Here is a 23,182-nt window from a genome sequence, read left to right as displayed (position 1 = left end):
CTAGACATTTAAACGTAAATTTTAATTTGAGTCAACTTTTTGAATTAAATATTTTTTAATAAGTAAAATAAATGATAGTCGTAACACTGTTTTATTATTTTTCAAAATTATGAATTTGTCCTTCTTTAATGGTTGTTTGAACATTGATTTCATCGTCAACGATAACAATATCCGCATCTTTTCCGACTTGCAAACTACCTTTTTGATGATTTATATCTAAAGCAATTGCTTGATTCAAACTAGTTACACGCCAAAGGTGCTCTAATGTATCTCCTGTATATTGAATTAAATTCTTCAAACCTTCATTCATTTTCAAAATACTTCCGGCTAAAGCACCCGTTTCTAAACGTGCTTCCGAACCTTTTACAATCACGTTTTGACCACCCAGATCGTATTCTCCATCAGGCATCCCTTTTGCTCTCATTGCATCAGTAATTAAGAAAAATCGTTTATTTCCTTTTTGTTTATACGCAATTTGAATGGCTGCGGGATGTGCATGTATGCCATCAACGATAAGTTCTGTACTTAGTCCATCATTAGTCCATGCTGCTCCAAACAGTCCCGGATTTCGATGTTCAAAAGGTGTACCCGCATTATATAAATGTGTCACATGCTTTGCACCATTGTTAACTGCCTTATTGGCTTCTTCAAATGTAGCTACTGTATGTCCCATAGAAAAGCGAATCTTATCATGTAGCGCCTTCAATATTTCTTCTGCGCCCTCAACTTCTGGAGCAAACGTGATGACTTTTATTTGATGATTAGCAGTATCCTGAAATTGTCTTATTTTTTCTATAGTAGGTTTCTGAACATATTCAGGATTCTGTGCCCCTACTTTATGTTCAGAAATAAATGGTCCTTCTAAATGTATACCGACGATGTCCGCTGTATTTAATTTATCTTGCTGCTGCTGATAATTAACAATATTTTCTAAGGCCTTAGTAATATTCTCATCTGACTGAGTCATTGTCGTAGCCAAGAAACTTGTTGTTCCTTCAGATAATAAAGACTTAGCGAGGTGATTTATACCATCAAATGAGGCATCCATTGCATCTTCGCCATACCCACCATGAATATGGATGTCTATAAATCCGGGTAAAATATGCTGCCCTTTAGCATCGTACTTAGTCAATTTACCTTCGTATATACCTTTACCTACACCAGCGATTTTCCCATCTTTCACAATGATATAACCGCGTTCTATCGTTTCGTATTCCGTATAAATACGTCCATTTTCAATAACATATTCAGTCATTTCCATACCTTCTTTACATTAATTTACTTCAATACAGCCTATTTAATACTTTAACCTTATTTTACCAAACTTCGTTAGCTTATTATATTCAAAAGTGTCTCCTGAATGATTTAAAACTCAAAAAACCAGAAGAATATCTCATTTATTCATGAGTTCCTTCTGGCCTTTATCGTTTGCTTTTAACATCTTGTTTTTATTCGTTCATAGCTTGTGAAGCACGAATTTCATCTTCACTTAATTTCGGTTTCAGTAAGCCATACATAATCGCTGAAACAATTGCGCCTATAATAATTGCGATTAACGATTGTAAGACATGACTAAAATCAGTACCGACAATTACGAAAATACCACCATGTGGGGCTTGAATCGATGAGCCTAATCCTAATGCAATCGCACCTGCAATACCAGACCCTACCATCATTGACGGGATTACTCTTAATGGGTCTGCTGCAGCATATGGAATTGCGCCTTCAGTTATAAAGGATAACCCCATCACATAGTTTGGTACGACAGAACCTCTTTGTTCTTTTGTAAATTTCTTTCTAAAAATTAACATTGCTGTTGCAATCGCAATTGGTGGAACCATACCACCAATCATTGCTGCAGTGATTGGTGCTGCATTACCTTCTGTTAACGCTGCTGTCGCAAATACATACGCAGCTTTATTAAAGGGTCCGCCCATATCGATTGCCATCATAGCACCGATAACTAATCCTAATAACATGATATTTGTTCCAGAAAGACTTTCTAATCCATTAAGCAATAAATTATTTAACCATGATGCTGGTGGGTTTAATACATAAATCATCAATAAACCTGTAATGGCTACTGAGAACACAGGGAAAATTAACGTAGGTTTTAACCCTTCTAATGCTTGAGGTAAACCACTAACCGCTTTCTTAATACCTTGTGTGAGGTAACCTGCTAAGAAACCAGCAAGAATACCACCAATAAATCCTGAATCACCTGAAACTGCCAACATACCTCCGACTAAACCAGCTGCAAAACCTGGTTTATCAGCAATACTACGCGCTATATAACCGGCAAGGATAGGAATAATTAATGCAAAGGCACTTTTGTTTCCAATATTCCAAAGTTGTTCAGCGAATGCGTTATGTTCAGAACTTTTTGGATCAAATGAGTTTGCGCCAAATAAGAACACGATTGCCATTAAAATACCACCGGCAATAACAAGCGGTAACATATTTGAAACACCATTCATTAAGTGTTTGTAAATCGTTTTACCTACACCTTGTTTCTCATTGCTTTCTGCTTGGCTATGATTTTTATTACCACGTGCCACAAAAGCTTTACGTGACGTATCTTGGGCCATATTAATAAGTTCTTCCGGTCGTTTTATACCGTCTGCTACAGGTACTTCTACAACATTTTTACCATCAAAACGATCCGTTTCTACATGTACATCGGCTGCTACAATTACGCCTGAAGCTCGATTAATATCATCCTCGGTAAGATGATTTTTAATGCCTCCAGATCCATTAGTTTCGACCTTAATTTTAACGTTCATTTTTTCAGCTTGTTTCTTCAGTGCATCGCGAGCCATATAAGTATGGGCAATACCAGTTGGACACGCTGTAACCGCTAATACGTAAGGTTCATTTTCATCTGTTGCTGCTGATGTAGTCACAGCTTCTGTTTCCGCTTCTTCCTCTTCAGTTGCTTCGTCATCAGCTTTATCAATAATTTGTAATACTTCTTGTGGTGAAGTTGCATTAAGCAAATCTTTACGAACATTTTCATCCATTAAAACACCGGACAATTTCGCTAAAGCATCCAGATGTGTTTGCGCACCACCTTCTGGCGCTGCAATCATGAAGAAGAGATGTGCAGGTTGCATATCTAAACTTTGATAGTCAACACCTGCTTTTGATTTACCAAAAGCAATGGCAGGGGTCTCTACAGCTGCTACTTTTGCATGTGGTATCGCAATACCTTCTCCGATTCCTGTAGTACTTTGAGATTCTCTATTATGAATAGCTTCTTTAAAACTTGTTAGATCATTAAGTTTCCCAGCTTTGTCTAACTGATTTACTAATTCGTCAATGACACCGTTTTTATCATTTGAAGTAAGGTCCATAGCAATTGTATCTTTTGTTAATAATTCGGTAATTCTCATAGTTATACACTCCCATCTAGTGTCGTAATCATCACTTGTGCTTTAATTTCTTCAATAGCATGTTCTGTGGCTAAGTCATCATTAAACGCTGTCGCTGTTCCCGCTGATACTGCCTGTTTAAATGCATCTTTAATTGTAAGTCCCGTTTCAAGTCCTGCAACCATACCCGCGACAGTACTATCTCCTGAACCAACCGTATTGACTACATGTCCATTAGGCACGATAGCCTTATAACTATGTTTATCATCTACATAGATTGCACCATCACCTCCAAGGGAAATAATCACTGACGTTGCGCCCATCCCTAATATTTCACGCGCATAGTTCATGACTTCTTTATCAGATCGAATCGACGTATTAAACATTACCTCTAATTCGTCTTTATTAGGTTTAATAAATAGCGGCTTGTATTTTAAAACTGTTTCAACTAAATCTTTTTCAGCATCTACAACTAATCTCGCACCAGTTTCTTGAGTAATTTTTGCAATTTGTTCATATGCATCACTTGGTACACTTTTTGGAATACTTCCAGCAACAATAACTATATCTTGGGCTGAAGTATGCTTGATTTGTGTTAACAGTGTTTCGAACTGTTCATTCGTTATTGTAGGGCCCGGAGCGTTAATTTCCGTTTCATTATCTGTTTTTAATTTGACATTAATACGTGTATCTTCAGTCGTTCTTACAAAATTCGTATTAATATCTGCTTGTTGTAATGTGTCTTCAATGAATTGACCTGGAAATCCTCCAGCAAATCCTAACGCTGTAGATTGAATACCTAATGTTTTTAAGACTCTGGATACATTGATACCTTTTCCTCCAGCAAATTTGTAGGTTTCAGTCGCTCGATTTAATCCGCTAAGTTCAAAATCTTTAGCAAACATTATATAGTCAATAGAGGGATTGAAAGTTACTGTATAAATCATAATGTTCCTCCAATAAAATTGTATTTTTCAGCAAAGCATTTAAATGTTGTACTTTCTATGGCCTTTTTTGAAGTTATTAAAGTAATTTCTTCGTTTAACAGCACGTGAGCAAAATATACTTTGTTAAATTTAGAATGATCAACAACTACAAAATTCTGCGCGCCTAATTCCATAGCTTGATTTTTGATAACTGCTTCATGTTCATCTGGCGTTGTTAAGCCATACTTTAAATCAATGCCATTCATTCCGACAAAAACTTTATCAAAACGATAGCGATTTAATGTTTTTATTGCACTCGACCCTACTGTGGCAAAAGTCGTTGATTTAACTTCACCGCCAAGTATAAGTGTTCTTATACCTTGTTTTAACAATTCTTCTACGTGGGTAAGACCATTGGTTACTACAATAATATCTTTAGCCTTAATGTATGGAATAATTTCCAAAGTTGTTGAACCAGCATCTAAGTAAATACAATCATTATCTTCAATTTGACACGCTGCTAGGCGTCCGATTTCTTGCTTTTCTCTGAGGTTGGTACTTCTCTTATCTGCTAAATTAGGTTCTAATACAGATGATTGATTGAGTGTTGCACCACCATGAACTCTTTTTAATTTTCCCATTTGTTGGAGCTTAGATAAATCACGGCGTATAGTTGATGCACTACATCCAGTTCGATCAATAAGCTCTTGTAATGTTAAAAAGTCTTTTTCTGACAGTTCAGTCAATATTACTTCATGACGTTTTTCCGTAATCATTACTTCACCTCATCTCCATGTTATTATAATGTTTCCGCTTTCTTTTTTCAATCACTTTTTCTCAAAAACAATCAAAACCAATCATTTTTTTAATCTTAATATTCAAAATTCCGTCAATTTTCTACCTTTGAATTCTTTATAAATCATAAAAAAACACAAAGACATAAACGCGTTATGCCCTTGTGTTACTAATTTAAATATATTTTCTTAAGGATGTACTACAGGTGCAACCTTTGCTTGTGTAGCTTCAATTAACTCTTTCACAGCTATATTAATTTGCATGCCTCTTTCCCCACCACTAACATATATTTCATTTAAATTTACTGCTTGTTGATCAATAATCGTTGGAAATAATCGCTTCATTCCAATGGGTGAACAACCACCCCGAACATATCCAGTAACTTTCTTTAAATCATCTAAAGGCATTAAATGAAGTTTCTTTTCATTTATAACTTGCGCAGCGGATTTCATATCTAATGAGTCATTCACTGGAATGATAAATACAAAATGATCATGATTAGTATTTTCTAACACTAATGTTTTATAAATTAATTCAATATCAACGCCCACGCTTGCAGCTACATCCTCACCCGACATATGCTTTTCTGAAACTTTGTAACGATTTACTCCGTATTGAATATTTTGGCGATCTAATATACGCATAGCGTTTGTTTTCTTTTGTTTCATTTTTCAACACCTCGTATCGATTCACTGGTGGTTAGTAATGTTATATGTGTACATGAAATTTCATTTTACTCATTGTTAATGACTATCTAAATCTAAGTTTTTGATAAATGCTTTCAAATCTTCACGCATCGTATCATCTTTTAATGCGAATTCTATTGTTGTTTTTACAAAACCTAATTTTTCTCCAACATCATATCGATTGCCTTCAAAGTCATATGCAAAAACTTGGTCATCTTTATTTAATCTTTCAATAGCATCCGTAAGCTGAATTTCTCCTCCTGCACCGGTGCCTTGGTTTTTTAAGTAATCAAATATATCCGCTGACAGTACATAACGACCCATAATCGCTAAATTTGATGGGGCTGTGCCTGGTTTAGGCTTTTCAACAAATTGTCGCACTTCATATTTTCTGTCAATTTTAGTTAAAGGATCAATAATACCGTAACGATGTGTTTGATCTTCTTCAACTTCTTGTACTCCAATCACAGATTTGCCTGTATCTTCATAAGCATTAATCAATTGTTTAATAGCAGGAGTATCAGATTCAACAATATCATCACCAAGCAACACTGCAAAAGGCTCATCTCCTATAAATTGACGTGCAGAATAAATTGCATGACCCAATCCTTTTTGTTCTTTTTGTCTAACGTAAAAAATATTCGCTAACTCTGTAGAAAATTTTACTCTTCCAAGTAAATCTGTTTTACCTTTCGTTTCAAGAATCATTTCTAATTCTTTTTGATTATCAAAATGATCTTCTATAGCTCTTTTATGTTTGCCTGTTACTATTATAATATCTTCTATACCAGCATTAGCGGCTTCTTCAACTATGTATTGAATTGTAGGTTTATCTAATATCGGTAACATTTCCTTAGGCATTGCCTTTGTCGCCGGCAAAAACCTTGTACCTAAACCAGCTGCAGGTATGATTGCTTTTTTTATTTGTTTCAAAGTACCCACCCTTTCTATTTACATTGTCAACTTCTATTAATAATGAAATATTTTCTATTATAGAAGTAACACATTTAACTGATGTTATAATCATAACATTGATAAATAACTCTTAATACTTATTCATACCACGTTTTGTATTAAAAATACTTAATTCTTCAAAATAAAATGCTACCCCATTATATATTATTGGAGTAGCATTTTATTGATTTTAATATTTTTAAATCATATTTAAATCTCAAAATTTATTTTAAATAACTATATACTTCATTTTTCATACTAAAGAAATTATTAGTCTTAAGATATAATTCAATAAAGGTGAATTATCTTCATAAGAACTAATTGAGCGCTGGTTGACGTATAACGTCTCCAGCTTTATTTACTATAACTTTATATTCTTGTTTCATTTCCGAATTCCAAAACGTATAAAACATGCCTTCTTTAGACTCTTTAACTTTTTTCAAGCTTGCATTAGCGCCTAGTTTATCAACAGCATATTTTTGCGCAACGACTTCAGACTCCTGTGGTGATAAACATGGTTTGTTCGGTCCTAGATGATCTGTTTCACGATAGGATCGATCAAATATATGTGCCTGATTATCTTCATTTACAGTAACTCTATAATACATATGCGGTTTATCATTATTTTTAAAGGTAAAAATATAATAATAAGTTCCTTGACAGGTGCTATCGATACCATAATCATTATATGTATTAGAAATATCATTATCACGGTTAACCGTGTTTTGTGCTTCTTTTAATGCAGCGGAAAATTGTGGCAAGTTAGACTTCCCAACCTCATTATTTTTTAAATTGTGTGTTGTCAGTTTGGCTATAGGTACATAATTTTCAGCATAATACGGCTCTTGTCTGTCCTCATTCTTTTCAGTATCTTTCATTGCTGCACTGATTGAATGATTTGCTTTATGATTGGCTTGTTCCTTAGCTTTCACCACTTTATGCGAATCTGAAAAACTAGAAATTGATTCATGCACTTTAGCAAGTGCTTGCTGATTCATAGCAAGAAATAAAAGAAACGCTAAACAACAAGCAAGAAAGAGCGCCATGATTCCCAAAGTTAAATTCTTCAAATCGTTCTCCTTACCTACATTTCTGTTAACATTTCTTTATATACTAGCACATTATTTTAACAAAAAAGTTATATAGGCTACAATTTAAAACAAATGTAATCTCTGTTACACAAATATTACGCAAAACCTTTTTTCTTAATGTTTATGACATATTTGGTTAATATAAAGAAAACATTTCATTATATTAACCAAAAAAGCTCCTCCTGAAAGTTCTCACTTTTAAGAGGAGCGTACCAATAAACACGCTTTTATGATTTTAATTAAGTTTTCTGCCACTTGGCTCTGATTGCTTTTTCTACATAGATAACAAGTATGCCTAGTAACATAACGACCACTGACATATATAATGGGAATTCAAAGTTAACATCATACAGTGTTCCTGCTACTAAAGGTCCTATAAAGTTTCCCATACTCGTAAAAGTTGAATTTAATCCACCAGCAAATCCTTGTCGATCTCCAGCAATGTTAGAAAAGTAATTTGTAATCGCTGGACGTATCATATCAAAACCGATAAATACTACAAAGCTGATTAACATAATTGACCAATAACTGTGTACTAAGGTTAATCCAAGTAAAATTAATGCAGAATATATTAACGCATAAGTGATAAATGTAAGTTCTTTAAAATATTTCATAAACTTATCAAAGAAAAACACTTGGAATACTGCCCCAAATATACCGCCACCTGTAATTGCTATCGAAATATCTAATGGTGAATAATGTGCCTTATCAGCTGTATATAATGGGAACAATGTCTCAAATGCTGATAAACCAAATGCCAATACAAGCGTTAAAATAATTGGCGTTAAAAATACTTTCCAATTCATTTTAGTTAGTAATTCTGGTTGATATTTTGTAAAACCATCTTGTGTTTCATTTTTAGGATTTTTAATTAATACGACTGAAAGTATTAATGCTAAACATCCACTGAAACCAGCTACAAAGAATGGTAATCTATGAGAAAATTCAGCTAGGAAACCACCTAAACCAGGTCCTAAAATAAAACCGGAATTGATAATTGCTGACATATAACCAAAATTTTTCGCTTTGTCTTTACCTTTTGAAAGGTCTGCAATCATACCTGTAACACCTGGCATGACCATCCCTGCACTAAAACCACCAAGAATTCTTGATACAATTAGGAGCGAGAAAGTATGGCTGACCGCAAATAAAAATTCTGAAATTGCAAAAAGTGCTAAACCTATACAGATGATTAACTTTTTACCTAACTTGTCAGCAAGTGTACCTCCAAATGGTGAAATAATCATTTGCGCCAAGGCAAATGCTGCAACAAGCACACCTAAATCGCTACCATTCAATCCTAAATCTTTCAAATAAACTGGAAGAACTGGGACGATTAAACCTATACCTAAAAAGACTAGAAAAATATTAAAATACAAAATTACAAATTGCTTATTCACGTTTCTCCCTCCATTCGTAAGAATACTTATAAAATGCTTCACTCATATGGTCTTAGTATAACTGACGAAAGCACAATATTAGAACAGTTTATACTATTTTTCTTACAAAACACAATAAAAAAATCTTATTAAAACACAATTATACAATCATCGGAAAATTACTTGTATAATAAAGGCGTAAATAAAAATTTTGGATGGGGGCTCATTATGATATATCAAGTAGATGGAAAGACAATTGTACTCGTATTAGAACAAGGCGAAGATATCATAGAAGCGGTTACAGACTTAGCAAAAGAGCAAAATGGTAAGTTTGGCACAGTGAGTGGTATTGGTGCTTGTGATGATGTTGAACTTAACTTCTATAACATAGAGACCAAAACCTATGAGAAAAAAAGAATACAAGAACCTTTAGAATTAATTAGCTTGTTAGGTAATATCTCACACATTGACGACAAACCTTTTGCGCATCTTCATGCAACTTTTGGTACAAACCAATATGAAACATTAAGTGGACATCTTACAAAAGCAATCGTATCTGCTACGGCCGAAATCGTTATCCATATGACTAACTTAGACATAAATCGTAAGCACAATGAAACTATAGGACTTAACCTATTAGACCTATAACTGCATTCACCACTCTCAAAATGAATTGATACAATTACAAAGACTGATGAATTTATAGATATGTAAGTCCACAGTCTTTGTATTTTTTAACATTTTTAACTATCTCATTATTTTAAAATCACCCTACTTATAACAGCAATCATTCTTTTCAACATTTTATTTTCGTCTTTTTTAATTAAGTCAATCGTATACTAACTACTGTAACCACACTATATCAAGCTTTATTTTTTACAATATTTTATTTTTTTATCATTGAAATTTATATCTGAAGCTTGTATCATGTAGTCTCATATTGCAAAATTACGGTTTTATGTCCCTTTGAATTCCATAGGATAAGGAAAAATTTTATTAACCTTTTTATTTATCAAATTCATTACTATTTTTTTAGCTAGTGATTTTCAATATAGTTTTAAATGTTTTATTTTGAAGGAAAGTAGGTGTACTTATGAATGCTCGTTATATAGCTAGATCAGCCTTTCTTATTCTAATCATTATTTCAATTTTCTTTAATAGTTATTATAAATTTATGACTTTAAATTTATTTCTAGCATATGTGCCATTTGAATTATGCTTACTATTACATTTGTTTAAACCGAAATTTAAATTTGAATGGCCACTGTTTATAATTTTCTCTCTTATTTTCTTATTTATGGTACCTAACACGCTTTATATGGTTACTGATTTGATTCATTTAAATCAATTTACATTTAATTTTTATAGAGGCTTACTGTTAATAGAATGGGCATATTTTACTTTTCTTGTCGCAGCCGTATTACTTGCACTTTACCTGTTGATTTTAATGTTTTTAGAAATGGAACAATTTACGCATCATATATGGCTAAATAGAAGTATTATTGGGGCTATGATGTTTCTCAATGGTTTAGGCATTTATATCGGTCGTTTTTTACGATTACATTCTGTTTATTTAATTAATGAACCGCTTCGTATTTTTCACGAAGTATGGTCAAGTCTCAGTCTGACTGCTTTATGCTTTGTGTTATTGTTAGTTGCTTTACAAATATTATTATTTTCTTTTGCGAAAGGAGTACGAAGTGCAAAATGACATTAAATATCATAATACTGCTTATTGTGCTTATCGTATCCCAACTGATTATCGGACACCTTTTGCATGATATTGGATTTTCTTATACTCATAGCATCATATTGATGTGCCTTCCCTTAGGCATTGGATTATTTTATCTCCAATTATTTTATTACGAACGTCAATTTCCTAAATGGAATGTGCCTATAAAAGTAAAATTAAGATTAAAGTACATGTATATTTTAACCTTTTTCGAATATGTTGCACTATACATCTGTATTTTCAAAATGTAATCCTACACAAAGAGAGCTATCAGCTTTTACACTCTGATAGCTCTCTTATTTGATATTATCGATAATATCATTATTGTTTTAATGATTGTTTTACTTCTACCACAGAATCAGCAGAAATTTTTAATTGTGCTTGTTCTTCTTCAGATAATTCTAATTCAACTATACGTTCAATGCCTTGTTCCCCTAATATCGTAGGTACACCTAAGCAAATATCAGAAAAACCATATTCGCCTTCTAATAATGCAATACTTGGTAATAAACGTTTCTGGTCCTTTAAGATTGCTTCTAGCATACTATATATAGCAGAAGCTGGTGCATAATAAGCAGAGCCATTTCCAAGTAGTTCTACAATTTCAGCCCCACCTTTTCTCGTACGCTCTACAATATGTTCTATTTGCGCTGTATCTAGCATTTTATTCAAAGGTACGCCGTTAACATTTGTGGAGTGCACCAAAGGCACCATAGTATCACCGTGGCCTCCCAAAACTAAACCTCTAATATCTTTAATAGATACATTTAATGCTTCTGCTATAAATGTTTGGTATCTCGCTGTATCTAAAATTCCAGATTGACCAATCACTCTTTCTTTAGGGAATCCAGAAGCATTGATTACAGCATATGTCATCGCATCTACTGGATTAGTTAAAACAATAATTTTACAATTTGGGGAGTGCGTAACGATTTCTTGTGTAACGTCATACATCACTGCTTCATTAACTTGTACTAAGTCGTCTCTACTCATACCCGGTTTACGCGGTACACCAGCAGTTATAACAACAATATCAGAATTAGCTGTATCCTGATAATCGATTGATCCAGTTACATTAACATCAAATCCATATACAGGACTACTTTCTAATATATCTAGGGCTTTCCCTTTAACCTGTCCTTCATTATGTGGGCGATCAATAAGCACGACATCTGCCAACTCTTGTTGAGCAATTATAAATGCTAATGTAGCTCCCGTGTTTCCAGCACCTATGATTGAAACTTTTTTCTTTGCCATAATATCCCCTCTAACGTCTTTAATATATTTATTATAACATCTCATTTTTAATAAAGAGTTATGTATGGCTTGAAAGTGCAATTCAATTTAATTAACTAATACTATCACATTTACTTATTCTACTTTTGACGTTTTAGCCATTTCCATATCAAGAATATGATTAAAATTGCTAAAACAATATAAATAATACGTGAATAAACATCCATATAATTAACAATAGTATGCCAATTACCGCCAACTGCTTGTCCTAAATAAATTAACACCACGTTCCATATAAGTGTTCCAATCGTTGTAAATACTATAAATAAAGGCAAGTTCATACGTGTTAACCCAGCTGGGATTGAAATCAAACTTCTCAGTAATGGTACAAAACGACAGAAGAAGATTGTCCAATAACCATATTTTTCAAACCATCCAATGGTCTTATCTAAATCCTTTGTCTTCACTCGCAAAATTTTACCGTAACGGTTAATGAATCGATACAAATTACGCTCACCAATCCATGCACCAATACCATATAAGGCAATTGCTCCAAGAACTGAACCAATTGTCGAAGTAATTGTTACACCAACAAAACCTAAATCAGATTTTGTTGTCATAAATCCTCCAAAAGTTAAAATTATTTCAGATGGGATGGGCGGAAAAACATTTTCTAAAAAGATTAAAAATGCTATCCCCCAGTAGCCAAACTTCTCCATAAATTGTGTAATCCAGACTTCCATTTAATCCCCCTAAAGTTTAAAGTCATATAACATTGATCATTGTATTCTAGTGATTAAAACAAATTATTTGTCTTTGCGTATAAATAAAGTGATAAACCAAATAAAACTAGAGACATCACAGTAAGTATTAACGCTAAAATTGTCGTACGTTTATAATGTTTTATAAATGACACAAACAACAGTCCACCGTTGTATAAGAAAAATAGTCCAAATAATGTCATCATTATATTAATATCTGGATAAGCTATATTGAGTATTGCTACGATTAGTGCAAATACTAAAAATGGAAAGCTTATAAAGTTTCGTTCAAACTTAAGTTGACTTCTACGTTGTTCTTCGTTCTGATTACTCATTTTTTACTCTCCTCCAAAATTCACTTTATGGGATATCATGACCTAAAGAGGCCGTATAGATATCAAACCATTCTTGATCCGTAATTGTAATTTTCAATCCTGCTATAGCTTCATCAATACGGTCAATTTGATGTGTTCCTAATACTGGCATAATAGCGGCTGGATGTTTATTAAACCAGGCCATAACAATACCATTTGCTGTTACGTTGTATTTCTGGGTTAAAGGTGAAATCACTGTCATAATACGCGCTGCTTTCTCGTCTTCTAAATCAAATAATTTTCCACCTGCCATTGGGCTCCAAGACATTATTTTCACATCATCTTTTAACATGTGATTCATCGTGCCATCTTCAATAATATCTAATGTGTATGGCGAAACTTCAAGTTGATTTAAAGTGATATGTAACTTATCACAAACGAGACATTGATTAAGTAAATCATATTGTGATTTATTAAAATTAGAGACACCAAATGATTTCACTTTACCTTCAGTCACCAATATTTTCAACGCTTCTGTAACTTCTTGTGGGTCCATTAATGGTGAAGGTCTATGGATTAATAACGTATCAAGATAGTCAACTTGTAATTCCTTTAAAGAGCGCTCTACTGACTGTTGAATATGCTTCTTACTGTGATTATAACGATGTCCATCTGCACCTTGTATACGATGCGAAGGCAAGACGATACCACATTTAGATACTATTTCCATTTCTTCACGTAATTGTGGAGATAATTTTAGTGCCTCTCCAAATACACCTTCACATGAATAATCACCATAAATATCTGCGTGATCCATTGTTGTAATACCACGTTCCACTAATTCATTTAAATAGCGATTTAATTGTTGCGGTGTCCAGTGCCAATCTTGTGCTCTCCAAAATCCTTGTATCACTTTTGAGAACGAAACATATTGATTAATCTTTACTTTATCCATAATTACCAACACCCCTTATATTTTTATTTGAAACCTCAAGTAAATTGCAGCATCTCTAAATCGTTACGCAATCGGTTAACGTCCATTTCTTCCCCGATAAGTACTATATTTAATGGCAGTATTTCTTCGATAATTTGATAATCTGGCAACCCATGTGCATATTGAAATTCGTAAATATCATTTGGCATATCTCGAAACTTTACATACCCCTTTAATCTTAGAACATTATCCGGCAACCGTAAAATAAATTGATAAAATAATTGTCTATCTATAGGACCTGTAAAACGATACTGCATACTATTCATACCATGGTGGTGCGCATGATTACTCATATCTTTAGAAGCTTTAGGCGTTACAGATAACAATTTATTCATATCTACTTCTGCATAAGTCGTATACACTTTTGGCGCATATGCATTAATATCAGAAATTCCATTTAATGCTTCTCGTGCGGACTCATCAATTAAATCCATTTTATTTATAATGATTGTATCACTTACAGATAATTGCTCTTCCATTAAAATTTTTGTATTATTTGAATAATTGTTTCTAGCTAAAAATCTTGGTGCATCCACAAGACCTATGATGACTGGAGGATTAACGTTTTCTACGATTTCTGGGTCTTGGCACGCAGCTATGATTTCAATTGGATGAGCGATACCTGTGGCTTCAATTATAATATGTTGCATTGCACTTTCCTTTAGAAAATGTTTTAATTGTTTTATTAAATCTAGTTGCAAGTCACAACATACGCAGCCATTTAATATCGATGCAACCTTTACATCATCGCTTAATGTACTGCTGTCTATATTTAAATTGCCGTATTCATTTACGATAATGCTAGGTTTTTCGTTGTTACTAAGTAAATATTTTACATAATTACTTAAAAATGTGGTTTTACCACTACCTAAAAATCCAGTTATTACTGTTATAGATATTCTTGAGTCTTCTTTATTTGTCATACTAATCACTCATTTCTCAAAAAATGTTTGCATTAAAGGTAAATTATTCATATAATTAACCCTTTACTTGATAAATTTTAGATTTCTTCTGAAATTTAAACACAATTTATTTTAGCACGGCAAAGTGCCAAAGTATGTCTAAGGAAGTGTCACACACAACATTAGACGGATTCAGTCCGATACACAAAGAATAAAAAAACGGATAGAATGTCTGGAGGAGAACTTTATGTCTGAAGAACTTAATTTAAAGGATCAACTTTGTTTTAGTTTGTATAATGCTCAGAGGCAAGTAAATCGCTACTACTCTAATAATGTCTTTAAGCAATACAAATTGACTTACCCACAGTTTTTAGTTTTAACAATTTTATGGTCACAGTCACCTGTCAACGTGAAAAAAGTCGTTACCGAACTTGCTCTTGATACAGGTACTGTATCCCCGCTACTTAAAAGAATGGAACAGGTTGATTTAATCAAACGCGAGCGTTCTGAAGTAGATCAACGCGAAGTATTTATTCATTTGACTGATAAGAGTGAAGCAATTCGCCCAGAATTAGATACTGCTTGTCAAGATGTTGCAGTAGCTTCTTCATTAAGTACAGATGAGACTAAAGAATTAAACCGATTACTTAGCAAAGTAATTTCTTCATTTACAGAAGAAAAAATTAAATAAATATCTATTGTAAAATCTCAGTAAGAAACATATCAAAATACATTAATTAAATATACTTTATTTACATTAAGAGCTCAAACACAATTGTGTTTGAGCTCTTGATTTATTAATAACTAAAAACAACTTCTATAATTATATGGTATTCATTTCTGTCATTTGATATAAATAACCTTGTTGAGCGAGCAACATTTCATAACTTCCACACTCCACAATTTTCCCTTCATTCATTACTACTATTTTATCAAAACTTGGCAATAATCTTAAATCATGTGTCGCTACAATTAATGTTTGTGCTTTATTGTGAATCATATCCATCACTTTATCTGTATGATATATATCTAATGCTGTAGTTGGTTCATCGAGTATCCATATTGGTGCATCTTTTAAAAGTAATCTCGCAATACCTAGTCTTTGTACTTCTCCGCCAGATAATGTGTTTCCGGATATTGTAATCACTCTATCTAAATTAATATGTTGTAAACCTAAATCATCCAATACATCTCGTATCACTTCATCCGACTCTTCGGTAAATAAATTCTCTTTCACTGATCCATCAAATAATTGTTGTGACTGTAACAAAGCATTAAATTGACTATATTTTTCTTCATCTAAAATCCTAGTCATATCCTGATGATTCAACAGAATTTTTCCTTCATCACTTTGATATAGACCTAACATTAATTGTAATAATGAACTTTTTCCCGATCCTGATGGTCCAATGATTGCTATATGTTCTCCTTTAACAATGGATAACTGGATATCATCAAGTACATAACTCGATTGATTCCAATATTTAAATTTAATGTCACGTACCTCTAATAAATTGACAGCTTCTTTGACATTCGAGTGAATAGATTCAGTTCCTTGAGGCGTAGGATGTGCAATGACTTCATTGATATCGCTTAAAGCTTCATCTGTATCTGCTTTATAATAAGCTACATTACTCATAGGAATTGCTTGTTCAAATAATGTTAACATCATTAATACGATACTTGTTAAGTATACTGCGTCCAATTGATGTTGTTGGATTTGTGCTACACCTAAATATAAAGTAGCAAATAACGCTAACATCGAAACGATATTCAAACTGTACTCATACAATGATAAAAATCGTTGTTCTTTCGCTTGCGCTTTTTCATAAGCCTCTAACTGCCCTAGTACTTCATTTTGATAATATGCTGTTTGGTTAAAGCGCTCTAACTCTTCATATCCTTCTTTATAATCATAAAATTGATTTAAAAATTGCCCTTGAACTTCATTCATCTGTTTTTTTAAAGCGCGCGCTCTTTTAGCGCTTAATAAGGGAATTAAAATTAAAGATACTATCATACTTAAGCATATAATTAATGCATGGACATAAGAAAAATATAACATGACTAATGCAGAAATAAGTGCTGTGATACCTATGACAACTGGAGGATAATAAACACGTAAGTATATATTTTGTAAAGATTCTACCCTCCCTATCATTCGTGCAATCAACTCACTTGAATTGAATTTTCTATATACATCTGGGACTACAGGAGTCAGATTTTTAAAAAATTGTACTCTCACATTTCTGAGCATTGTAAAAGTAGTCCTATGAGATAATAACCTTTCGATATATCTTGCAATTGCTCTTAAGAACCCAAACATCTTCACTGTAACTATTAAAACCATTAATGCAAATAGTGGTGCACCCAAGGCGCTTTGTGTCACCATGTAACCACTTAGAAAGAACATACCCAAAGCGATTATACTTCCGGCTACACCAACAAGAATAGAAAGTAGTAAATCTTTATCTATTTTGAAATGAATATGTGGCTTCATGTTACTTCACCACCTTTAATGTTTTCATTGATTACTAATTGATCTAATGATTCCAATTGCCCGTTTTCTATATATACACGTCTATTGGCATTTTTAATTGTATGCGCTCTATGAGCAATTATAATTATTGTCGTACTATTAAATTGTTGTGAAATTACATCTTGTATAATATTTTCTGTTTGTACATCCAAGCCTGTTGCAGGCTCATCGAAGACTAAAACGTCCGGCTGTGCTACTAACACGCGCGACAGCTCTATTCGCCTCATTTGTCCGCCTGAGAGCATTTCTCCACCTTCTCCTATCCACGTATCTAAACCGTGCTTCAAAGATAGGATTTTATCTTTCATGCCAACCGCTTCTAATACCTTTAAAACTTCAGCTTCATCAATAGATTGAAACATCGTAATGTTATCACGTATTGAAGCATTAAAAATATAAGGAGACTGACTTAAAAATCCAATGCTTAAATTGGGTTGATTGTATGTTACAGTTCCTGAATTAGGTATATATCGCTGTACGATCAGTTGCGCCAATGTAGATTTACCAGCGCCACTTTCTCCTATAAGCGCAATTTGTTCGCCTTTATAAATTTCCAAATTTATCTCATTCAGTGCATTAAATGGCGCAGAGTCATATTTATATGATACCTTCCTCACTTTAATAAGCGCATTTTGTTGTGAATTAAAATTAGGTACTCTATTATCTACTTCCTCTTGGCTATCTAATAACTCAAAGACAACATCACTCGAACCTTCACTTTGCTTTCCTGTATGGAATGACTGACCTAGATCCTTTATTGCATTATAAAATTCTGGCGCTAATATAATAGCAATTGCTGCTGTTTTAAAATCAATACTATCAAATAATATCAATCCTAATCCTGCTTCTAACGCTACAAGGCCAATTCCCAACATGCTAATAAATTCCAACATCAATCCTGATAAGAAAGCACTTTTTAAGATACGCATAGTTAAATCTCTAAACGTTGTACTCTCTTCATATAATGCTCTTTCAGTTTGTTCTGTTCGATTAAAAAGTTTTAGTGTTATAAGTCCTTTCACTTTATTTAAAAATTGTTGACTAAACTCGTTTAAGTACGTCATCTTATCTTTAGATTCATCTCTTGTTTTCAGTCCAAAAATAATATAAAAAAGTGGAATAAATGGTGCAGTCACCATCATAATTAAAGCAGTATTTAAGTGTATAAAACACATTGCTATAATAATAAAAACTGGAATCATCATTGATTTAAATACCTGCGGAAGGTAACTATTAAAAAAAGGTACAATTCCATCAATATTTTCAGTCAAGGTATTCATTTGAACCCCTATAGGTTCTTTAGACTGCTTTAAAATGAGCTGACGTCGTAAATGTTGTTTCACTTTTGTCGACATACGATTACCTATCATTTGATTAAGCGTATTAAATGTTGCCCTCGCTAATAACACAACTAATATAAATAATAGCAATGTCCATAAATCTTCTTTAGTATCTAACAAGACTGCATTTAACACTTCTGCTATTGAAATGTTTTGAACAACCACCGTAATCGCTAATAATATACTGATTACAAACATACATGCTGGATATATTTTATATTTAATTGCTAAATTTGTTAATCTTTTCACAAATATCACCTGCTTCACATTATAAACTCATTATGTAAAAATTAAATGGATTCGCTCATAATTTTAAGAGCTTTTTTATGCTTAATTCATATTTTTGTCATAAATTCAAATTACACCATTTAATAATATTTACTATAATTTTTTGAATGGTTTTATTAGAAGAATTTATTTTGTAAAATTATTTTAAGACTTGAGACTGAAATCTCAGTTATATGTGGTAAATTACATTTTCATTATGCTATCATGATAAAATGAAAATGTATAAAATTTAATAAGTGATATGAAAGTAGGTAAAATATGTTAATACTTGAATTGATAAAAGGTATCATTCTAGGTATCGTCGAAGGTTTAACAGAGTTTGCACCTGTGTCTTCTACAGGTCATATGATTCTTATCGATGACATGTGGTTAAAATCAAGTGAATTTTTAGGATCTCAATCCGCTTTTACTTTTAAGATTGTAATTCAACTTGGTTCTGTTTTCGCTGGTGCCTGGGTATTCCGTGAACGCTATTTCGAAATGTTACATATTGGTAAATATAGATCAGAACCAATTGATGGTATTGGTCAAAAACCAAAACGTTTAAACCTACTACATATATTAGTAGGTATGATTCCAGCTGGTATACTGGGTGTATTATTTGATGATGTCATTGAAAAATACCTATTTAGTGTACCAACAGTAATGATAGGACTATTCATTGGCGCAATATATATGATTATTGCAGATATTTATAGTAAAAAAGTTACAAATCCAAAAACAGTTGATCAAATCAATTACTTACAAGCTTTTATTATTGGGTTGTCTCAGGCTGTAGCCATGTGGCCAGGTTTTAGTAGATCAGGATCTACAATATCTACTGGTGTATTGATGAAGATGAATCATAAGTCAGCTTCTGATTTCACCTTTATCATGGCCGTTCCTGTAATGTTAGCAGCAAGTGCACTATCATTAGTTAAAAACTTTGAGTATATACATTTAAATCATATTGGTTTCTATATTTTAGGTTTCTTAGCAGCATTTATTGTAGGCTTAATTGCAATTAAAACTTTCCTCTTCCTCATTAGTAAAGTTAAATTAATACCTTTTGCAATTTACAGAATTGTATTAGTCATCATCATAGCTATTCTCTATTTCGGTTTTGGCATTGGTCAAGGTATTTCAGGAGAATAAACCGATGCATCTCTACTTCTTAGTTAACAACTAAAAGTAGAGATTTTTCTTTATTAGCAAATACGTTGTAATAAGCTGTAATTACAGTTTATTTTCCTGTATCATAGGGTAATAAGTAGATAGTATAAATTAAATGGAGGCAACGAGTATGGACAAAAAGCAATTAATTAAAACAATCATCACAGTATTACCTGTGTTTTTAGTACCGCTCATCGTTGAGCGCAAACGTATTAAAGATCATCCTGACGTGAAAAAAGCAACTGATGCAACAGTTAGTGCATCTAAAACCGTTGCGAATAAATCAGTCCAATTCAAGGATAGTGTTGTAGAAAAATCATCACATGCAAAAGACTACGTTGCAGATAAAAAACACAATGTAGATCAAAAACGCGAACTTAAACGTATTGCTAAAGCATACGATCCTGCTTATATTGAGAAAAAAGGCGAAAAGCTAGAAAAAGAAAATCGCAAAGAAGCAGCTAAACTAGATAAGATTCTTCAAAAAAATATCGACAAACGTCATAAGGAAGAAGAAAAAGTTCGTCAAGACAACAAAAAACAACGCATTAAAGATATGAAAAAAGCCAATAAGCACATGGAAAAAGTTGGTTTAACTCCAGGAAAACTTGATGATTCAACTGAGAAAAAAGGCGAAAAGTTAGAAAAAGAAAATCGTAAAGACATTAAAAAGTTAGATAAATTATTGCAAAAAAATATCGACAAACGTCATAAAGAAGAAGAAAAAGCTCAAGAGAAAAACAAAAAAAATCGCTTATCTGAGTTCAAAAAATATAAAGACTACGTGGCCAAGAGTGTTGTAAAACAAAACAACGAAGACAAAGGTAAATAAACTTATGACCCAAGTCATTATAGATGGAGATGCTTGTCCTGTAACCAATTCAGTAATTGAATTGACTTTAGGGACAGGCATTTTTGTTACAATTGTACGTAGCTTTAGCCATTTTTCCACTGTTGTTCAACCAAACCACGTGAAAGTCATTTATGTAGATGACGGCCCAGATGCTGTAGACTACAGAATCGTTAAGCTTGCACAAACCAGCGATATTGTAATCACTCAAGACTATGGACTAGCAAGCTTACTTCTAAATAAAGTAAAAATGGTCATGCACCATAAGGGATTCATTTTTAATCATCAAAATATTGACACACTGCTTGAACAGCGACATGCAAGTGCCCAATTTAGAAAAAGTGGCGGTCGCACAAAAGGGCCTTCCGCATTTACTGAACAAGATGTCTCAGTTTTTGAGTCTATATTTTCATCTATTATTAAGGAACAAATATCTGAAAAGGAGGAATAACTATGAAAAGAATTGCCATATATTGTGGTGCCAGTAAAGGCAAAGATGAATCATACATGAATGAAGCATACCAATTAGGAAAATACATGGCCCAACAAGAATATGAATTAGTATTTGGTGCTGGCTCCGTTGGAATTATGGGCGCAATTCAAGATGGTGTATTAGATCATGGGGGCCAAGCAATTGGCGTTATGCCTAATATGCTAAACGAACGAGAAATCACAAGTGAAAAATTAAGTGAACTCATACTTGTGGACTCTATGCATGAACGAAAAAACAAAATGGCCGAACTTGCAGATGCCTTTGTCATGGCTCCAGGCGGTGCTGGTTCTTTAGAAGAATTTTTTGAAATGTATAGTTGGGCTCAAATTGGAATTCATGAAAAACCTATTGCTGTTTTTAATATTAATAATTTCTTTGGGCCTTTGCAAACATTACTTAACCATATGATTAGCGAAGGATTTATTGACGCTAAGTATAGTCGCCTAGCACCTTTATGCGATACTAAAGAACAACTTTTCGAAACGATTCATAACTACAAACCACTAGGCGTAAGAACTTATGATTAACATTTAAACTAAAAAGAGGTCGGATACACTAATATATCTTGGATGCCATAGATTAGCTTTCCACATATATTACTCATGTCCAACCTCTTTCTTTTTCTTTTAACAAACAATCATCATTAATTGTTTGAATATTATTCCGAAAACCACCAAAATAATAACCACAGATATTTTATTGATCATTATAATGTATTTTCCCGATGTATCCATATGGCCAAGTGCTTTTCCTAAAATGGCTAAAAGGAAAAACCACAACCATGAGACACTAAGTGTCGCTATCATAAATATTCCTTTAGATACGCCTTCATAAATCGCACCATTTGTGCCTATTACCCCGATTGTATCCATAATTGCATGAGGGTTGAGTAACGAAACAGACAGAGCAAACGTGATTTGTTTCTTTGTTGACATGGGACGCGTAGTGTTTACTCTTTCTGGCTTTGCCATCCACATACTCCATGCCATATATAATAAAAATAGTAATCCAATACAATAAATCGTTACTTGTAGTATAGGAAATGACAATAAAATCACTGAAACTCCTAAGACTGCTAATATAATTAATAACGAATCACATACCCCTGCTGTAATAATTACAGGTAATACTTTGAAAATACTTTTATAATTTGCACCTTGATTAAATACAAAAACATTTTGTGCTCCTAAAGGTAATATTAGACCCAATGCTAATAAGAAACCATGAATTAAAGGTTGTAGCATATACCTATCCCCCTTCCTAATAAATTCCACAGAAAACTGTACCAGTTCATTTTATAGTCATGCTTCAAAAACTCAGCTTAATACATTGTCTGCAACGACTATGCTATAATAAATCCACAGAAAATGGACCAACCA

24 protein-coding genes are annotated in these 23,182 nt (G+C 33.0%); 8 read left to right on the top strand and 16 right to left on the bottom strand.

Annotated elements, in window-relative coordinates:
• Nucleotides 1-94: 94 nt before the first annotated feature.
• From nagA to norA, 8 genes are all read right to left on the bottom strand, one after another.
• Nucleotides 95-1,255: an N-acetylglucosamine-6-phosphate deacetylase gene (gene nagA, locus BK821_RS05940; protein WP_046837157.1), complete on the bottom strand. Its 1,161-nt coding sequence runs from the start codon at nucleotides 1,253-1,255 to the stop codon at nucleotides 95-97.
• 193 nt (nucleotides 1,256-1,448) lie between these two features.
• Nucleotides 1,449-3,392, bottom strand: a complete 1,944-nt coding sequence (locus tag BK821_RS05935; protein ID WP_071331411.1) for a PTS fructose transporter subunit IIABC — start codon at nucleotides 3,390-3,392, stop codon at nucleotides 1,449-1,451.
• A 2-nt stretch (nucleotides 3,393-3,394) separates the two neighbouring features.
• Complete coding sequence (gene pfkB / locus BK821_RS05930; RefSeq protein ID WP_046837155.1) at nucleotides 3,395-4,318, bottom strand: 1-phosphofructokinase; 924 nt, start codon at nucleotides 4,316-4,318, stop codon at nucleotides 3,395-3,397.
• Nucleotides 4,315-5,073 carry a DeoR/GlpR family DNA-binding transcription regulator gene (locus BK821_RS05925; protein ID WP_046837154.1) on the bottom strand — a complete coding sequence of 253 codons (759 nt, stop codon included), beginning with the start codon at nucleotides 5,071-5,073 and terminating at the stop codon, nucleotides 4,315-4,317. The genes pfkB and BK821_RS05925 overlap by 4 nt, the downstream gene beginning before the upstream one ends.
• Nucleotides 5,074-5,280: 207 nt before the next feature.
• Complete coding sequence (gene ybaK, locus BK821_RS05920; RefSeq protein WP_046837153.1) at nucleotides 5,281-5,760, bottom strand: Cys-tRNA(Pro) deacylase; 480 nt, start codon at nucleotides 5,758-5,760, stop codon at nucleotides 5,281-5,283.
• 75 nt (nucleotides 5,761-5,835) lie between these two features.
• Nucleotides 5,836-6,711 (bottom strand): UTP--glucose-1-phosphate uridylyltransferase GalU, encoded by an 876-nt coding sequence (gene galU, locus BK821_RS05915; protein WP_046837152.1) that lies wholly within the window; start codon nucleotides 6,709-6,711, stop codon nucleotides 5,836-5,838.
• 338 nt (nucleotides 6,712-7,049) lie between these two features.
• Nucleotides 7,050-7,802, bottom strand: coding sequence for a hypothetical protein (locus BK821_RS05910; RefSeq protein ID WP_071331410.1), 753 nt, complete (start codon nucleotides 7,800-7,802; stop codon nucleotides 7,050-7,052).
• Nucleotides 7,803-8,062: 260 nt separating this feature from the next.
• Nucleotides 8,063-9,223, bottom strand: a complete 1,161-nt coding sequence (gene norA / locus BK821_RS05905) for a multidrug efflux MFS transporter NorA (RefSeq protein WP_046837150.1) — start codon at nucleotides 9,221-9,223, stop codon at nucleotides 8,063-8,065.
• A 207-nt stretch (nucleotides 9,224-9,430) separates the two neighbouring features.
• Here norA and BK821_RS05900 point away from each other — a divergent pair, with 207 nt between their 5' ends.
• The 3 genes from BK821_RS05900 to BK821_RS13610 all read left to right on the top strand — a co-directional run bounded on the left by BK821_RS05900 (nucleotide 9,431) and on the right by BK821_RS13610 (nucleotide 11,185).
• Complete coding sequence (locus BK821_RS05900; protein ID WP_046837149.1) at nucleotides 9,431-9,850, top strand: PPC domain-containing DNA-binding protein; 420 nt, start codon at nucleotides 9,431-9,433, stop codon at nucleotides 9,848-9,850.
• Nucleotides 9,851-10,295: 445 nt separating this feature from the next.
• Entirely contained in the window at nucleotides 10,296-10,913 is a 618-nt protein-coding gene (locus BK821_RS05895; protein ID WP_071331409.1) for a DUF1361 domain-containing protein, read from the top strand.
• Nucleotides 10,910-11,185 (top strand): hypothetical protein, encoded by a 276-nt coding sequence (locus BK821_RS13610; protein ID WP_063410204.1) that lies wholly within the window; start codon nucleotides 10,910-10,912, stop codon nucleotides 11,183-11,185. The genes BK821_RS05895 and BK821_RS13610 overlap by 4 nt, the downstream gene beginning before the upstream one ends.
• Nucleotides 11,186-11,255: 70 nt before the next feature.
• Here BK821_RS13610 and mdh read toward each other — a convergent pair whose 3' ends face one another.
• The 5 genes from mdh to BK821_RS05870 form a co-directional block, all read right to left on the bottom strand.
• On the bottom strand, nucleotides 11,256-12,191 hold the full coding sequence (gene mdh / locus BK821_RS05890; protein WP_046837147.1) for a malate dehydrogenase: 936 nt from the start codon (nucleotides 12,189-12,191) through the stop codon (nucleotides 11,256-11,258).
• 119 nt (nucleotides 12,192-12,310) lie between these two features.
• The gene (locus BK821_RS05885) at nucleotides 12,311-12,913 is read right to left on the bottom strand and encodes a DedA family protein (protein WP_046837146.1); all 603 of its coding nucleotides are present in this window, start codon (nucleotides 12,911-12,913) and stop codon (nucleotides 12,311-12,313) included.
• 53 nt (nucleotides 12,914-12,966) lie between these two features.
• Nucleotides 12,967-13,266 carry a hypothetical protein gene (locus BK821_RS05880; protein WP_046837145.1) on the bottom strand — a complete coding sequence of 100 codons (300 nt, stop codon included), beginning with the start codon at nucleotides 13,264-13,266 and terminating at the stop codon, nucleotides 12,967-12,969.
• Nucleotides 13,267-13,291: 25 nt separating this feature from the next.
• Complete coding sequence (locus tag BK821_RS05875; protein WP_046837144.1) at nucleotides 13,292-14,200, bottom strand: aldo/keto reductase; 909 nt, start codon at nucleotides 14,198-14,200, stop codon at nucleotides 13,292-13,294.
• Between the two features lie 35 nt (nucleotides 14,201-14,235).
• A complete protein-coding gene (locus BK821_RS05870) occupies nucleotides 14,236-15,162 on the bottom strand; it encodes a CobW family GTP-binding protein (RefSeq protein ID WP_071331408.1) in 927 nt (308 codons plus the stop codon).
• Nucleotides 15,163-15,388: 226 nt separating this feature from the next.
• Here BK821_RS05870 and mgrA point away from each other — a divergent pair, with 226 nt between their 5' ends.
• Entirely contained in the window at nucleotides 15,389-15,832 is a 444-nt protein-coding gene (gene mgrA / locus BK821_RS05865) for a global transcriptional regulator MgrA (protein WP_046837142.1), read from the top strand.
• Nucleotides 15,833-15,964: 132 nt separating this feature from the next.
• Here the strand turns inward: mgrA and cydC are convergent, their stop codons facing one another.
• Nucleotides 15,965-17,641, bottom strand: coding sequence for a thiol reductant ABC exporter subunit CydC (cydC, locus tag BK821_RS05860; protein WP_046837141.1), 1,677 nt, complete (start codon nucleotides 17,639-17,641; stop codon nucleotides 15,965-15,967).
• A complete protein-coding gene (locus tag BK821_RS05855) occupies nucleotides 17,638-19,269 on the bottom strand; it encodes an ABC transporter ATP-binding protein/permease (protein WP_071331407.1) in 1,632 nt (543 codons plus the stop codon). The genes cydC and BK821_RS05855 overlap by 4 nt, the downstream gene beginning before the upstream one ends.
• Nucleotides 19,270-19,566: 297 nt before the next feature.
• On the opposite strand from BK821_RS05855, the gene BK821_RS05850 reads away from it, so the two are divergent.
• From BK821_RS05850 to BK821_RS05835, 4 genes are all read left to right on the top strand, one after another.
• A complete protein-coding gene (locus BK821_RS05850) occupies nucleotides 19,567-20,442 on the top strand; it encodes an undecaprenyl-diphosphate phosphatase (protein ID WP_063410205.1) in 876 nt (291 codons plus the stop codon).
• A gap of 148 nt (nucleotides 20,443-20,590) precedes the next feature.
• Nucleotides 20,591-21,292 carry a hypothetical protein gene (locus BK821_RS05845; protein WP_046837138.1) on the top strand — a complete coding sequence of 234 codons (702 nt, stop codon included), beginning with the start codon at nucleotides 20,591-20,593 and terminating at the stop codon, nucleotides 21,290-21,292.
• A gap of 4 nt (nucleotides 21,293-21,296) precedes the next feature.
• On the top strand, nucleotides 21,297-21,761 hold the full coding sequence (locus BK821_RS05840; protein WP_046837137.1) for a YaiI/YqxD family protein: 465 nt from the start codon (nucleotides 21,297-21,299) through the stop codon (nucleotides 21,759-21,761).
• Between the two features lie 2 nt (nucleotides 21,762-21,763).
• Nucleotides 21,764-22,330, top strand: a complete 567-nt coding sequence (locus BK821_RS05835) for an LOG family protein (protein WP_046837136.1) — start codon at nucleotides 21,764-21,766, stop codon at nucleotides 22,328-22,330.
• Nucleotides 22,331-22,429: 99 nt separating this feature from the next.
• On the opposite strand, the gene BK821_RS05830 is transcribed toward BK821_RS05835, so the two are convergent.
• Nucleotides 22,430-23,047 (bottom strand): LysE/ArgO family amino acid transporter, encoded by a 618-nt coding sequence (locus tag BK821_RS05830; RefSeq protein ID WP_046837135.1) that lies wholly within the window; start codon nucleotides 23,045-23,047, stop codon nucleotides 22,430-22,432.
• Between the last annotated feature and the right edge of the window lie 135 nt (nucleotides 23,048-23,182).

Source organism: Staphylococcus sp. LCT-H4 (assembly GCF_001866145.1).
GTDB lineage: Bacteria > Bacillota > Bacilli > Staphylococcales > Staphylococcaceae > Staphylococcus > Staphylococcus succinus.
Note: the sequence above shows the minus strand (reverse complement) of the source record. Positions and strands in the feature narration are given on the sequence as shown.